A 15,583-nucleotide genomic window follows, 5' to 3' on the forward strand; every position below is an offset into this window, starting at 1 on the left:
ATTTATTATTATTTTTGCGTTCTAAAATAGATATTTATTTGAAAAATTTTACGATACCTTTATTTCTATCCAGAATAAAATCTTCTTTTTAAAGTAAGTAAAAATATATACACAGAAAATCCGAGACTTATTTTTATAATTTTGAATAGTTTTTAAAATCTTATAGCTTATTGTAAAAGTAAAGAATGAAAGTATACCTGAAATAAAGGCGATATTAAAAATTGATTAAAATGATTTGAATGAACGGTTAGTCTTTGAAGATTAGCCGTTTTTTGTTGTGATTTATAGAAAAAAGGTTAGATTGATAGTTTTTTAATATAGATTTAAATAATTTGTGGTAATTTAAAATAGAAATGAATAAAAGTTAATTTTTAAATAGTCAAAGTAAAGTATTTATTAATATTGAAAATTCTAAAATCAAATGTTATACTAAAATTGAAATCGAACTGACGGTGAGGGTGTTGTTCCCAAGTTGAAAGGCGATGTTTGCACATAAAAATATCCCCATATTATTTGGATTTTGTTCCAGACTATACAGGGATTTTTATATACGATTATTGAAAATAGACAGAATTTTGATTTAAATTTATATATTAAATATATTTTTGTTGATAGTCTATTTTTTAGAATACTGAACTTTTACATTCAGTCCTTTTATCATACCAAGCTTTCCAGATAGTGAGCTAATCACATCTGCAGGAGCATCAATGATTACACTAATGATACTTACTTCCTTTTTAGGATATGGTACACCCATTCTTCCAACGATATAGGGAGCAAAGTCGTGTAGTGTCTTATTTAGTGCATCAGACGCTTTTAAATCTTCAACAATTATCCCTATAAGTGCTATTCTTGTTTCCATAAAGGCACCTCCTCAGATTTCATTAATTAGATTTTATATTTTAAAAAGTTTATAGTCAATAGCGAAAGGAATTCAAATGAAAAACCTAATAGATAAACTAGAGAAGAATCAAATTCTTTCAAAAGAAGAGTTTGTAAGGCTTTTGGCAATTTCTGAAAAAGATGATATAGATTACCTTACAGAAAGGGCAAAGTGTATCAGAGATGATATTTACGGCAAGAGAGTTTTTATAAGAGGTCTGATAGAGATTTCAAATTATTGTAAAAACGACTGTTATTACTGTGGTATTAGAAGAAGTAATAAAAATGCCCAGAGATACAGACTTTCAAAAGAGCAGATTTTAAGTTGCTGCGAAAATGGATATGAACTAGGATTCAGAACATTTGTTATGCAAGGCGGAGAAGATGCATTTTTCAAAGACGAGGTTGTATGCGATATTGTTTCTAGTATAAAAGAAAGATATCCAGATTGTGCAGTTACTCTTTCATTGGGTGAAAGAAGTACAGAGAGCTATAGAAAAATGAAGGAAGCTGGAGCAGATAGGTATCTTTTAAGACATGAAACATTTGACAACACACATTACAACAAGTTGCATTCAGTTGAACTAGATCCTGAAAATAGAAAGAGATGTTTGAGAGATTTAAAAGCTCTTGGATATCAGACAGGAACAGGGATAATGGTTGGATCTCCATATCAGACGCTTGAAAATATAGCAGAGGATTTACTTTTTATCAAGGAATTAAATCCCGAAATGATTGGAATAGGGCCATTTATACCACATAAGGATACTCCATTTAAAAACTTTGAAAGTGGAACAATGGAGATGACTTTAAGACTGATTTCTATTTTAAGATTACTATGTCCAAAGGCTCTAATACCTGCAACGACTGCACTTGGGACAATAAGTCCACAGGGTAGAGAAAAGGGAATATTAGCAGGTGCAAATGTAATAATGCCTAACCTATCTCCAAAAGAAGATAGAAAAAAATACATGCTTTACAACGACAAGTTAAGTGATGGAGAAGAGGCAGCAGAAGGATTAAATAAGCTAAAGGAATCTATGAGAAAAATAGGCTACGAAATAGTAGAAGATAGAGGAGATTGCATAGCTTTAAAGGATAAAATTTAAGATTAAATAAGAAATTATAAACTATAATAAAATGATTATTAACTGAGGATAAGAATCTTTGGTTTAATATAATAAATAAAAAAATAGGAAATTAATTTTGCAATTAAATTACGAATGGGGGACTTTAAAATGTACAAATACGATCCAAAATCACTAAAAGCAGAAGAATTTATAAACCATGAAGAAATTCTTGCAAGTATAGAATATGCAAAGGCTAATAAAAGTAATAGAGAATTAATCGAATCTATAATAGAAAGAGCTAAAGACTGCAAAGGGTTAACTCATAGAGAAGCAGCACTTCTTTTAGAATGTGACCAGCAGGACTTAAATGAAAAAATGTTTAGCTTAGCAAAAGAAATAAAACAGAAAATATACGGAAACAGAATAGTAATGTTTGCTCCTTTATATTTATCTAACTATTGTGTAAATGGGTGTGTATACTGTCCATATCACCTAAAAAATAAACACATAGCTAGAAAAAAATTAACTCAGGAAGAAATTAAAAAAGAAGTTATAGCACTTCAGGATATGGGACACAAACGTTTAGCACTTGAAACAGGTGAAGATCCAGTAAACAACCCAATAGAATATGTATTAGAAAGTATAAAAACTATTTACGGAATAAAACATAAAAATGGAGATATAAGAAGAGTAAATGTAAATATAGCAGCTACAACTGTTGAAAACTACAGAAAATTAAAAGAAGCTGGTATAGGAACTTATATCTTATTCCAGGAAACTTACAATAAAGCAAACTACGAACTACTTCATCCAACTGGTCCAAAACACGACTACTGTTACCATACAGAAGCAATGGATAGAGCTATGGAAGGTGGAATAGATGATGTTGGTATAGGTGTACTATTTGGACTTGAAATGTACAGATATGACTTTGTAGGTCTTTTAATGCATGCAGAACATCTTGAAGCAGCTCAGGGAGTTGGACCACATACAATAAGTGTTCCAAGAATTTGTCCGGCAGATGATATAGACACTGATGATTTCTCAAATGCTATATCTGATGAAATATTCCACAAAATAGTTGCTGTAATAAGAATAGCTGTTCCTTACACAGGTATGATAATATCTACAAGAGAATCTCAGAAATCAAGAGAAAAAGTTCTTGAATTAGGTGTTTCTCAGATAAGTGGAGGATCTAAAACAAGTGTTGGTGGATATGCAGAGCCAGAACCAGAAGAAGATAACTCAGCTCAGTTTGATGTAAGCGATACTAGAACATTAGACCAGGTTGTTAATTGGTTATTAGATGGTGGATTTATACCAAGTTTCTGTACTGCTTGCTATAGAGAAGGAAGAACAGGGGATAGATTTATGTCACTTGCAAAAACTGGTCAGATAGCAAACTGCTGCCAGCCAAATGCACTTCTAACTCTTAACGAATACTTAGATGACTATGCTTCAGAAGATACTAGAAAGAAAGGTAAAGCCCTTATAGAAAGAGAATTAGAAAACATAACTAATCCAAAAGCTAAGGAAACTTGTATAAAATACTTAAATGCAATAGATGAAGGAAAGAGAGATTTTAGATTCTAATAAATTTTAATTATAAAAATATGGTGTGTCGGTATTTTTCTGACACACCATTAATCTATAAAAACATATAACAAGGAGAGAAATATGGCTGGACTTAATGAAACTCCAAGAGCAGAAAGACTACACATAGGAATATATGGAAGAAGAAACAACGGAAAATCTTCATTAATAAATGCTATAACTGGTCAAAATATATCATTGGTATCTGATTTTGCTGGAACTACTACAGATCCTGTCTACAAATCTATGGAACTTCATGGAATAGGACCTGTTGTGTTTATAGATACAGCAGGATTTGATGATGAGGGTGAATTAGGGCAGATGAGAGTAGAGAGAACTCTTGATGCCGTGAATAAGACAGATATAGCAATTGTAGTACTTTCTGATGAAAATATAATTGATGATAAAAATAATGATGTAAAACTAGATATTGAAATTGAAAAAGAATGGATATCTAAATTAAAAAAAACTAAAGTACCATATCTAGTTGTAGTAAATAAAGTAGATAAAATATCTGAAGAAAAACTAAAAGTTGCTACGGAAAAAATATCAGATGAATTAAAAATAAAACCTATATTAACTAGTGCAGTTGATAAAAAAGGAATAGAGTTTATAAGAGAAGAGTTAATAAGACTTTTACCAGAAGAATATTCTATGAGAAGTATAACAGGTAAAATTGTAAAAGATGGAGATACTGTACTGCTAGTAATGCCACAGGATATTCAAGCACCAAAAGGAAGATTAATACTTCCTCAGGTTCAGACAATAAGGGATTTACTAGATAACAAATGCCTAGTTCTTTGCTCTACTGCAGATAATATGGAAGCGATGATATCAAAACTTGTATCTCCTCCAGATTTAATCATTACAGATTCACAGATTTTTGGAGAAGTATACAATAAAAAGCCTAAAGAAAGTAAACTCACTTCATTCTCAGTACTATTTGCAGACTTTAAAGGCGATATAGAATATTATAGAGAAAGTGTTAAAGCTATAGAAAATTTAACAGAAAACTCTAGAGTATTAATAGCCGAGGCTTGTACTCATGCTCCACTTGAAGAAGACATAGGAAGAGTGAAAATTCCAAACAGACTTAGAAAAAAAATCGGCGAAGGACTTACTTTTGATATAGTTGCTGGTAGAGATTTCCCAAAGGACTTAAGTAAATACGATTTAATAATTCACTGTGGTGGCTGTATGTTTAACAGAAAGTATGTATTATCTAGAATTGAAGCTGCAAAAGAACAAAAAATACCTATGACTAACTACGGTGTTGTTATGGCATACTTGGCCGGTATAATAGATAAAATAGATTTTTAGTTAAAAAAAGAAAGAGATTAAAAAAATATTTAAAAAATAAATTTAATTATTAAATCTTAAAAGGAATATATTTTATTAAAATATATTGAAAATATTAGAGCTTTTGGTCTATAATCATAGACAAGAAGCTCTTTTTTTTATTTATAAATATTAAATTTTTCTCGAATTAAAAAATATAGGTTTAATTAAGCTTCGAAGAGTAAAATTTAGAAAATTACTCGAAATTATAATGAAGTTAAAAAGAGGAAAGTGTGATATAATATAATGGAGTATGAATTTATAAGGAGGGATAAAATGAATTCTTCTATATTAGTAATTGAAGACGATGCTAGCATACAGGATTTAATAACAGAATTCCTAAGCGCAGAGGGATATAATGTTGATGCAGCAAATGATGGAATAGAAGGTATACAGAAATTTAAGGAAAATAACTATGACCTTATAATCTTAGATATAATGATGCCTAACCTAGATGGATATGGGGTATGTAAGATGATCAGAAAGACATCTAGTGTACCTATAATATTCCTTACAGCTCTTAATCAGGAGAGCGACCAGTTAAAAGGATTTGAAATAGAGTGTGATGACTATATAACAAAACCATTCTCATTTAACTTACTTGTTAAAAGAGTAGAGGCTATACTGAGAAGAAGTAATAAAACAATAAGTGATAACTTTATAACTTTTGAAAAATTAAAATTAAACCTAGATACATATTCAGCAGAAATAGATGGAGATGTAATAGAGTTAACTCTTAAAGAGTTTAATATACTAAAAGAGCTTATAGAAAAATACCCACAGGTAATAACAAGAGAAAGCCTATTAGATAGCATATGGGGATACGACTACTACGGAGATACAAGAATAGTAGATGCACATATTAAAAATATAAGAAAGAAAATAACTCTTCCTTATATAAAAACTGTAAAAGGAATAGGATACACACTTGACAAGAATATATAAGCGTTGGCGGAATATGAACATCAAGTATAAGTTGTTTTCTATAACAACAGTATTACTTGTTGCTCTAGCGCTTTTGATTTACGGTATGTTGTATTTTCTATTGCCTAAGTATTATCACAGATATAAGATAGAAGCCCTTCAGGATTCTGTAAAGCAAGCTGTTGCAGCTGCTGAAAGTGAGGATATAAGCCGGTTTGAAGAGGATTTATACAGAATGTCTAAAGAGCAGAATTTAGCTATACTTCTAAGAGACCAAGACGGGAATATAATTTATGGGAAAAATGAAGTAGTCTTTCTAAAATACAGTAAATATTTAATGAATAGCCTAAACAGCGAGTATAGATTATCGACAGAGGTAAATATTAAAGAAATGGATGAAAGCTGTGTTCTGGACATAATTATGCCATTGCAGCCTATTAATGAGGCGAATAAGGTGCTTAGAAATTTAGTTCCGTTTACGATATTTGCTGCGATATTGATTGGTATTTTGGGTGCGTATATATACTCCAATACAATTACTAAGCCACTTATAGAGATAATTGAAAAAGAGAGACGAGAGGAAGAGAATAGGCGAGAATTTATAGCGACTATATCTCATGAGCTAAAGACTCCTATAACGATAATAAGTGGGCAACTTGAAGGTATGATATACAATATTGGTAAATATAAGGATAGAGATAAATATCTGAAGGAATCATATACATCTACTCAAGAGCTTAAAGATCTGGTAAATGAAATGATTGAAATTTCTAAGACAGATATAATGTCTGCATCCTTTAAACCAACAAGACTTAATGTTAAAGAACTTGTAGAGGTTATCCTAAAAAGACAGGAATTTCTTATAGACGAGAAAAATTTAAAGACTAGAGTTGCAATTAGTAGTGATGCAAAAATAAATGCTGATAAGGATAAATTCTCAAAGGCATTGTATAACATCATAAATAACGCTATAAAATATACTCCAGAAGGAGAGAATATAAATATTAGATTTATAGAAAGAGGATTTAGACCTTCTATATTAGAAGTTGAAAATACTGGAATAACAATTTCTGATGAATCTCTTAAAAATATATTTAATCCATTCTTTAGAGTTGAGAAATCTCGCTCTAGAAAAACTGGAGGAAGTGGACTAGGTCTTTATTTAACAAGTCAGATTCTTGCTAAGCATGGATTTGAGTACAAAATGACAAACAGAGGAAATGCGGTGTTATTCACTATAGAATTTACAAGTAGGGACTCTTAAAACGATAAAAAATAGGTTGTAGCTAAATGCTACGACCTTTTTTCATGCGCTAAAATTAATTACATAAAATATATTTTGTGAAATTGTATGCTTACAAAATTAATGTAATCATACAATTATAGAGAATAAAGAAATTTATACAAACATATTTCAAAATTGTATGATATAAGTTATTATATAAGCATAGAAGAAAACAGTTTATACTGTTTTAGGAATAATTGTTTTACCGAGGGGGATAAAAAAATGAGCAATGAAGAAACAAACAAAAAAACGAGATTAATTGTACTGGCAGCATTATTAGCAGCTTTAGTATTTTTAGCAACAGCCTACATCCTTCATATACCAGTTGGAGGAAATGGAGGATATGTACATGTAGGGGATGCGTTTATTTACTTAGCAGCAGTATTACTTCCAACACCATATGCAATGGCAGCAGCTGCAATAGGAGCAGGACTTGCTGATATAGCAACAGGAGCTGCTATATGGGCTATACCAACAATGATAATAAAACCAATATTAGTACTTTTCTTTACAAACAAAACAGAAAAGATAATAAATACGAGAAATATTGTAGCAACTTTAATAGCAGGAATAGTAGGAACTGTACTTTATATGCTTGCAGAAGGAATTATGATAGGTAGTATGCAGGCGGCATTTGTAATGAGTATTGTAGGATTTGTACAGCCTTTAGGAAGTGCAATAGTATTTATAGTAGTAGGACTTGCATTTGATAAGGCAAAAATAAAAACAAAATATCATTTATCAGCAGCATAAATGAAGAAATAAAAGATAGTGAATGATATTAAGATACATTAAATATTAATAGCTATTTGTTATATAGTTACTCCCCAAGAATAATGTAAAAGAAAACACCTGAAAAGGTGTTTTTCTTTTGCATAAAAAACCCTGAACAAAAGTTCAGGGTAATTTTATATACTAATTAATTTGTAATTCCATATTTTTTCTTACATACTTCTAATGCTTCAAATAAACCAGAAACGATTCTCTTTAACTGATCTTCATTGAAGTCTACATACTTAGCCATATCAAATCCTTCACTCATACCTCTGTATAGATAGTACATCTTATCAGCTGAGAATTCAGGATCTGCATAAACAGAAACGTCTAATTTTTCAGCAAGACCTTTTCTTATTTCTCTCATCTGCTGGAAATCAAAAGCAGTATTTGCAAGAAGTGTAACATCAGAACCTTCTTTTATAGCCTGTCTTATTTCATACATCTGATGCATGTTGAACTCTGGAGTAGCATAAGGTGTAACATCAAGGTTTATTCTAAGACCTTTTCTTATTTCACACATCTGTTCTGCATTGAAATCAGTAGTTGCATAAACAGAAACATCACAGTCTTCCATTAGACCATGTCTTATTTCGTACATCTGCTCTTTAGAGAATTTAGGTTTTGCAAATACATCTACATCAACGTGTTTTTCAAGACCTTTTACTATCTGTTCTAATCTATCTCTATCAAATTTGTAGTTTTCCCAAGCTGTAGTATCTAGTCCATCATTTTTGTAATGAGCTATTATATTAAGCTGCTGCTGAGTTACATTTTCTCCTGATGCAAGTGCATTTCCAACACATTCTCTAACTAATTTTACTCTGTCTTCAAACATATGCTCATTTGAAGGATCAGCATAAGAAGAAACATCTATACCAGCTCTAAGCCCAAGTATAACCTGCTGTAACTGATATTCTGATAAAGCATCTATATCAAATGGAGATAAATCAAGTCCTGATTTTAAAGCTCCAAATATTTCTGCCATTTTATATCCGTCGAATTTTTTATTTGCGTAAATAGAAACATCAAAACCTTCTTTTAAACCTTTTGATATCCAATAAAGTTCCTGAGAAGAAAATCCTTCTTCTAAATATTTAGATATATCGTTTCCGTTTTCTAACGCTTCTCTTATAGTCTGCATATCTTTGCTGTCAAAGCTAGGTTTTGCATAAATAGAAACGTCCAGATTAGCTTTTAATCCAAGTCTTATTTCTCTCATCTGTTCACTGTCAAAACATTCATCTCTGTAAACAGAAACATCAAGACCTGAACTAAGACCTTTATTTATTTCTCTAATCTGGTTTGCATTGAATTTGTTAAATTTCATTGTAATCAACTCCCAAAATTATTTTACTTATACATATTTTATAAATTGTTTAAAACTTATTATAATAATTATAATATAAAAAGTAAACGATTTCTATACATTTTGAAATTTGAAAAAATAAGAAAAAGAAAAGATATTTATTTTGTATGAGTACAATCTTAATAATGAGTGCAATATTGTACTATTATCTGAAACGTTTGAAGAAGTTATAGTATAATAGAATTATAAAAAATAATTGATAAAAATTAATTCTATAATTAATAATTTTAAGATAATGAAATAGGAGTGATAAATTATGATGACAATATTCTACCCAATAGGAGAAAGTCTTTATGTGAATCTTACAAATAAATGCCCATGTAGATGTGTTTTCTGTGTAAGAGATGAACATGAAACAGTAGGAAATAACAATAGTTTATGGTTAGATCACGATCCATCTATGGAAGAAATAAAAGAAGATTTAGAAAGATTTGATTTAAAAGATTACAAAGAAATAGTGTTCTGTGGATTTGGGGAGCCTATGATGAGAATGGACGACCTTATAGAAACAGCAAAATATATAAAATCTAAAGCTGATATAAAAACAAGAATAAATACAAATGGACTTGGAGATCTTATTCATGAAAAAAATACAGCTGAATGTATAAAAGATTGTATAGACTCTGTATCAATAAGTTTAAATGCTCCAGATAAGGAAAGTTATTGCAGAGTAACTAGACCTAAGTTTGGAGAACAGTCTTTTGAGGCTATGCTTAAATTTGCCGAAGAATGCAGAGATTGTGGAATAAATATAGCATTTTCTGTAGTTGATGAGATTACTCCAGAAGAAATAGAAAAATCTAGAGAATTGGCTGAATCTTTAGGAGTTAAGTTGAGAGTTAGACATAAACGGTAATACATAAATTGTATATAAAATGGTATAATATTATATAGGATATATTTTATAAAAATAATACATGATAATATCGTACATAATGCACTTCAATAATTAAGTGAAAAATTTTGCTTAAAAAGAAGTGTGTGGATGGAGGAAAAATGAAATTAAACAAAAAATTTTTAACAGTACTTTTATCTTCAATAATGGTATGTTCAGTTAGTTTACCGTATTTATCTGAAGCCACTCAAATAGAAACTATTAGAGGAAAAGATAGATACGATACAGCATTAAAAATATCTGAAAAGGTTGGTAGTTATAATACAGTAATACTTGTAAACTCTACCATTTCATTGGCAGATGGATTGTCAGCATCTGGATTATCTGGTGCAAAAAATGCTCCTATAATCCCTGTAAGAAAAGATGATATTCCAGAACAAAGTTTAAAGGCGATATCTTCAGCATCTAATGTATATATAATAGGTGGAGATGCAGCAATATCAAAAAAAGTAGAAGCTAGCTTGATAGCTAGTGGAAAGGTAGTAAATAGAATAGAGGGAAGTAATAGAATAGAAACATCGCAAAAGGTAGCTGATTTAATAGGAAATTATGACAAGGCATTTGTAGTGAATGGATTTAAAGGAGAAGCTGATGCAATGTCTATTTCTTCTGCTGCAGCACGAGAAGGAGCTCCAATAATACTTACAGACGGAAATAATCCTAGCATAGAAAAGAAAAATGGAGTAGAGTACTATGTAATAGGAGGAAGTACAGTTGCATCAAATAAATTACAGGCTGCATACTCAGCAAAAAGGTTAGCTGGCAACGACAGATATAAGACTAATAGAGCTATTCTAAATAAGTTTTATCCTAATTCTAAAAAGTTATATTGTGCTAATGGAACTGCACTTATAGATGCTCTTACTGTATCTTTACTTGCAAAAGATAACGGAATAGCATTTGTCGGAAATAATTCAGATAATAGTATATTAAAAGGGAAAGATATAGTAAATGTAGGTAAGGTAGAAACGGAAACAAATAAACCTAATAAACCTGTTACAGTTGAATATTTTAAGCCTTTAATTTTAGATCAGTCAACTAAAAATAAGATGAAGGGATTATCTATGCCAGATAACGCAATTGGGATTAAATATGATGATTTAAGAAGAGTAAATGTAAAATATTGGGGATTTGATAATAAAGCTCATACAGATGGTGTTTTAATAGTAAATAAATCAGTAGCCAATGATATTTGCAGTATTTTCAACGATTTATACAAGGCTAAGTATCCTATTGAAAAAATAAGAATGATTGATGAGTATAAGGCAGATGATGAATCATCTATGAAAGATAATAATACATCTTCTTTCTGCTACAGATTAATAGCTGGAACTAAGGTTCTTTCAAAACATGGTAAAGGTGTAGCTATTGATATAAATCCTCTATATAATCCTCAAGTAAAAAATGGTAAGGTATATCCAAGTATTAGCAAACCTTATGCAGATAGAAGTAAGAATGTAAAAGGAATGATTAAAAAAGGTGATGCTTGCTATAAAGCATTTACATCTAGAGGATGGAAATGGGGAGGTAATTGGAAGAATAGCAAAGATTACCAACATTTTGAAAAAATACAATAAGAAATATGAGTATATAGAAGGTTATATTCAATCTTTTTAGACTTTAATGGTAAAAAAGATTGGATAGGCCTTCTTTTTTTATGTTACAAAATTGTAAGGTTAGACATATAAACTGTAAGGTTAATCGATTTTTCTATAAATTATTAAATCATATAATTAAACTAAAGAAAATAATAAAAGAAAGGTCGATTTTTATGAAATACATAATAAAAACTAACAATCTAGATAAAAAATATAAAAACTTTTACAGTGTAAAGGGTGCAAATCTAAATATAAGAGAGAAGAGAATTTATGGACTTATTGGGCCAAATGGAGCTGGGAAAAGTACTACTATGAAGATGCTGTTAGGCCTTATCAAGCCTAGTGGAGGAAGTATAGAGATTATGGGAATGGAGATGAACGAAAAAAATAGAAGTAAAATTCTATCTAATGTAGGCTCTCTTATAGAAAATCCAGCATACTACGAACATCTTACAGGCATGGAAAATATGAAAATAATGCGGAATTTGATGAATGTATCAGATGAAAATATTCCAGATATTTTGAAGACAGTAAATATTTACGATAGCAGAAATAAAAAAGTAAAAGATTATTCTCTTGGAATGAAGCAGCGTCTAGGAATTGCAATGGCTCTAATCTCATATCCAAGTATATTGATACTAGATGAGCCTATAAATGGGCTAGATCCAGCTGGGATAATAGAAATAAGGAATTTAATAAAGACATTACCAGAAAAATACGGAATGACAGTAATAATTTCTAGTCATATACTATCTGAAATAGAGCATATATGCGATGATATTGCAGTGATAGAAGATGGAAAGATAATATTTGAAGATGAAATATCCGTATTAAAAGAAAAGGGAAGAGAGCAGATAGGAATAGATATTTCTGATTTAGCTTTGGCAAAGAAAATATTAAACGATAGAAAAATAGCTTCAAAAATAGAAAATAGTAGATTAATGTTAGAAAAATTAAGTGATGATAAAATTGCAGAGATAAATAGAATATTTGTAGAAAATGGATTAAAGGTTTATAGAATAGAGTTAATTAAAAAGAGCTTAGAAGAAATATTCCTTGATTTAACAGGTAAGAAGGTGAGGATATAATGAGAGTCAATATATTAAAAGGGACATATCTTGAATTTAAAAAGATGAAAAAGAAAAAGGTGCTTATCATAGCATTGTTGTTTACTTTGGTAACAGTAGTGTGGACTATGTCTGTATCAAATAACTTTTATTCTAGAGGGGAAACATCTCCTAGTGATATGTGGCTATATGGTTTGACTTCGATAGCACAGATAAACGCACTACTTTCACCAATTTTCTTATCTATAACAGCATCTAAAGTATCTGAAATAGAGCACAGAGGAGCAACCTTAAAGATTTTACTTACTAGACAGAGTAGAGCGAATTTATACTTATCAAAATTTGTGTACTGCGAAATAGTAGCTACTTTATGTACATTAGTACAGTTTTTAGGGTTTATTGCAGCTACATATTTCTCTGACTTCTTTGAAGCTGTACCAGTTTCACTAATGATACAATCTATACTTGCTGTAATAGTAGTAAATACAATGCTTATAGCGATATTTTTATTAGTTTGTATTTCTATAAAAAATCAGGTATATGGTGTTGGTTCTGGACTACTTTTAGGATTATTGGGAATAATATCTATGCTGTTTCCGAGAAATATAGCGATGTTTATTCCAAGCTATTATTATATGGATTTAATTCCTGCGAGAATGATTATGGGTACTAAAAGAATAACAGGATTTGAAGTATTACCATTTGATTTGGGTACAATAGGAATTGTTATGGTATTTAGCCTATTCTTGATAGTTGTCGGATTGATATTTTTCAATAGAAAAGAGGTGTAGAATATGCTTTTTAGATGTATAAAATCAGAAATTATAAAGTTAAAAAGAAGTGGTATAGTCCCTGTTTTGATAATAATTCCATTGATTGCTGTTTTCATGGGTACCGGAAATTATTATATGAATATAGGTGTACTTCAAAATAAATGGTACAGTCTTTGGACTCAGGTATCTTTGTTTTATAGTTACTTTTTCTTTCCGGCATCAATTGCATTAATTTGCTCTTATTTGTGTAAGTTAGAACATGAAAATTCAAATTGGAATAAAATTTTAGCAGCTCCAATAAAAAGAAGAAATATAATTATATCAAAACTTGTATCAGCGACAATTTTAATATGTTTTTCACAGATCATGGTTGCAATATTTTATATAATCGGTGGGAAAATAGTGGGATTGGATTCAAATATACCTAAAGAATTGATACAGTGGATTTCTCTTGGAGCCGTTGCTGGAATATCTGTAGCAGCGGTACAGTTATTTATCTCTATGAATGTAAAGAATTTTGCAGTACCTGTTGGAATTTCAGTATGTTTATCTATATTAGGACTTAGATTTGTTATGGCAGAAAAAGCATTTACCATTCCATATTCGTTAGTAATATATAGTATGAGTGCATTAAAGCCTGGTGGTTTTGGCGTAGATATAATTGCAAAAATATTAATAACCTCGTTTTTATTTACAGTGATATTTGCATCAATAGAAAATATTATTTTAAAAAGAAAAGATGTATAAAAAATAAAAAATCAATAAAAAATTTTTGAAGGAATTTAATATAATTTATAGAATATCTTAAATATAGATATTTTATAAAGGAACTTGATAGTTATGGAAAAGATAAAGGTATGGACAAAGCAAAATAAAGATGTTCTTAAACAGTTAGAAAAAGACGGAAGATATATAGCAAGAAAAGATTATATAATGAAAGATTTGCAAGAACATGCAGATTTAGTACTTGAAGTGTACGATTGGTTATCGAGAAGCGGTCCACTTTCAAAGGATAAGCCTAAAGATGTAAGTTATCCTATTTGGGTATCTTTCAAAAAAGATGCTACAATGATGAATGACGAAAATTCTGTGATACTAGAACTGGAGTTAGATCCGAGTACGATAACTCATGTAAATATAGAAAAATGGGGAATGATTTTAAACTATTCATATATTCCAGCAGATGAAGACGATGCTAAAAGACATAGACAGCTTTTAGCGGACTATGGTGTAAGTGATGCACAAGCGTATATGAGTAGATTTTACCCACAGATAAAAATGGAAATCATGAGTAGTTGGGCAAGATTATTTGACGAAAATGTAAAGGCAAATAGCAATGCTTGCTACGGAAATATTTGGGAGGCGAAGGAAGAATGGATTACTCAAATAATAAAATAACTTTGTATGCACTTCAGGCAGATCCTGTTATAGAAGCGATAAAAAAAGATGGAGTATGTTTTTCTAAGAAAAAATATGTTGAAAAGAAGTATGTAGAAAGTGCTGCTGTATTTACAACTGCGTATTCATGGTTTGTAAATGAGGCTGGTAGATTTGCTAAAAAACCAGAAGAAGCTGAGTATCCTTATTGGGCCTTTAAAGATCTATATAACGTAGACCAAGCAAATGGAGGAAATGTATTGAAATTAGAAGTTCCACTAGATGAAGTAGTTCTTTTCGATGTTAGAGATTGGAATAGGATTATGTGTCTGAAGTATTTAGGAAAAGACGAAAAAGAAGAAGCTGCTTTTAGGGAAAAAATTGCTCCTTATGGAGTGTTAGAAACTAAGATAATGTTGACTAACTTTTATCCTGATTTGAAAAGGGAAGTGATGGATAGTTGGCAAAATCTTTTTAGAAATGAAGATAAGTTAAAAAATGGCGAGGATGTCACTAAAAATGGCATACAAGCTGGACTTTGGCAGATAAAAAAAGAATGGATAGTAGAAGGATTATAAAAAGGATAAGATTATAACTGCTCTGTGCTCCAGTCCTCAGTGCCCCATCCTATTATTTAA

At 30.3% G+C, this 15,583-nt stretch carries 15 protein-coding genes; 13 read left to right on the top strand and 2 right to left on the bottom strand.

The features are described 5' to 3' along the window. Window positions 1-616: 616 nt before the first annotated feature. Window positions 617-862, bottom strand: a complete 246-nt coding sequence (locus DWX74_RS04400) for a TM1266 family iron-only hydrogenase system putative regulator (RefSeq protein ID WP_118548886.1) — start codon at window positions 860-862, stop codon at window positions 617-619. A 76-nt stretch (window positions 863-938) separates the two neighbouring features. On the opposite strand from DWX74_RS04400, the gene hydE reads away from it, so the two are divergent. From hydE to DWX74_RS04430, 6 genes are all read left to right on the top strand, one after another. Continuing rightward, the gene (gene hydE / locus DWX74_RS04405) at window positions 939-1,991 is read left to right on the top strand and encodes a [FeFe] hydrogenase H-cluster radical SAM maturase HydE (protein WP_118548887.1); all 1,053 of its coding nucleotides are present in this window, start codon (window positions 939-941) and stop codon (window positions 1,989-1,991) included. A 129-nt stretch (window positions 1,992-2,120) separates the two neighbouring features. After that, window positions 2,121-3,545: a [FeFe] hydrogenase H-cluster radical SAM maturase HydG gene (gene hydG / locus DWX74_RS04410; protein WP_118548888.1), complete on the top strand. Its 1,425-nt coding sequence runs from the start codon at window positions 2,121-2,123 to the stop codon at window positions 3,543-3,545. Between the two features lie 84 nt (window positions 3,546-3,629). Next, on the top strand, window positions 3,630-4,865 hold the full coding sequence (gene hydF, locus DWX74_RS04415) for a [FeFe] hydrogenase H-cluster maturation GTPase HydF (RefSeq protein ID WP_118548889.1): 1,236 nt from the start codon (window positions 3,630-3,632) through the stop codon (window positions 4,863-4,865). Between the two features lie 294 nt (window positions 4,866-5,159). After that, window positions 5,160-5,828, top strand: coding sequence for a response regulator transcription factor (locus DWX74_RS04420; RefSeq protein ID WP_006439439.1), 669 nt, complete (start codon window positions 5,160-5,162; stop codon window positions 5,826-5,828). A 13-nt stretch (window positions 5,829-5,841) separates the two neighbouring features. Further along, complete coding sequence (locus DWX74_RS04425; RefSeq protein ID WP_286164200.1) at window positions 5,842-7,071, top strand: sensor histidine kinase; 1,230 nt, start codon at window positions 5,842-5,844, stop codon at window positions 7,069-7,071. 243 nt (window positions 7,072-7,314) lie between these two features. Further along, complete coding sequence (locus tag DWX74_RS04430; RefSeq protein ID WP_118548891.1) at window positions 7,315-7,845, top strand: TIGR04002 family protein; 531 nt, start codon at window positions 7,315-7,317, stop codon at window positions 7,843-7,845. Between the two features lie 166 nt (window positions 7,846-8,011). Here the strand turns inward: DWX74_RS04430 and DWX74_RS04435 are convergent, their stop codons facing one another. Next, entirely contained in the window at window positions 8,012-9,196 is a 1,185-nt protein-coding gene (locus tag DWX74_RS04435; protein WP_118548892.1) for a hypothetical protein, read from the bottom strand. Between the two features lie 295 nt (window positions 9,197-9,491). Here DWX74_RS04435 and DWX74_RS04440 point away from each other — a divergent pair, with 295 nt between their 5' ends. The 7 genes from DWX74_RS04440 (at window position 9,492) to DWX74_RS04470 (ending at window position 15,523) form a co-directional block, all read left to right on the top strand. Then, window positions 9,492-10,091, top strand: a complete 600-nt coding sequence (locus DWX74_RS04440; protein WP_118548893.1) for a TIGR04100 family radical SAM protein — start codon at window positions 9,492-9,494, stop codon at window positions 10,089-10,091. 140 nt (window positions 10,092-10,231) lie between these two features. Beyond that, the gene (locus tag DWX74_RS04445) at window positions 10,232-11,707 is read left to right on the top strand and encodes a cell wall-binding repeat-containing protein (RefSeq protein ID WP_118548894.1); all 1,476 of its coding nucleotides are present in this window, start codon (window positions 10,232-10,234) and stop codon (window positions 11,705-11,707) included. A 194-nt stretch (window positions 11,708-11,901) separates the two neighbouring features. After that, window positions 11,902-12,816, top strand: coding sequence for an ABC transporter ATP-binding protein (locus DWX74_RS04450; RefSeq protein WP_199647563.1), 915 nt, complete (start codon window positions 11,902-11,904; stop codon window positions 12,814-12,816). Next, complete coding sequence (locus DWX74_RS04455; RefSeq protein ID WP_118548896.1) at window positions 12,816-13,586, top strand: ABC transporter permease; 771 nt, start codon at window positions 12,816-12,818, stop codon at window positions 13,584-13,586. The genes DWX74_RS04450 and DWX74_RS04455 overlap by 1 nt, the downstream gene beginning before the upstream one ends. 3 nt (window positions 13,587-13,589) lie before the next feature. Continuing rightward, window positions 13,590-14,315, top strand: a complete 726-nt coding sequence (locus tag DWX74_RS04460; protein ID WP_118548897.1) for an ABC transporter permease — start codon at window positions 13,590-13,592, stop codon at window positions 14,313-14,315. A gap of 93 nt (window positions 14,316-14,408) precedes the next feature. Continuing rightward, on the top strand, window positions 14,409-14,966 hold the full coding sequence (locus tag DWX74_RS04465) for a DUF3841 domain-containing protein (RefSeq protein WP_118548898.1): 558 nt from the start codon (window positions 14,409-14,411) through the stop codon (window positions 14,964-14,966). Then, window positions 14,942-15,523, top strand: coding sequence for a DUF3841 domain-containing protein (locus tag DWX74_RS04470; RefSeq protein ID WP_118548899.1), 582 nt, complete (start codon window positions 14,942-14,944; stop codon window positions 15,521-15,523). The genes DWX74_RS04465 and DWX74_RS04470 overlap by 25 nt, the downstream gene beginning before the upstream one ends. Window positions 15,524-15,583 lie beyond the last annotated feature (60 nt).

The sequence above is a fragment of the Peptoclostridium sp. AF21-18 genome (genome assembly GCF_003478825.1).
Lineage (GTDB): Bacteria > Bacillota > Clostridia > Peptostreptococcales > Peptostreptococcaceae > Peptacetobacter.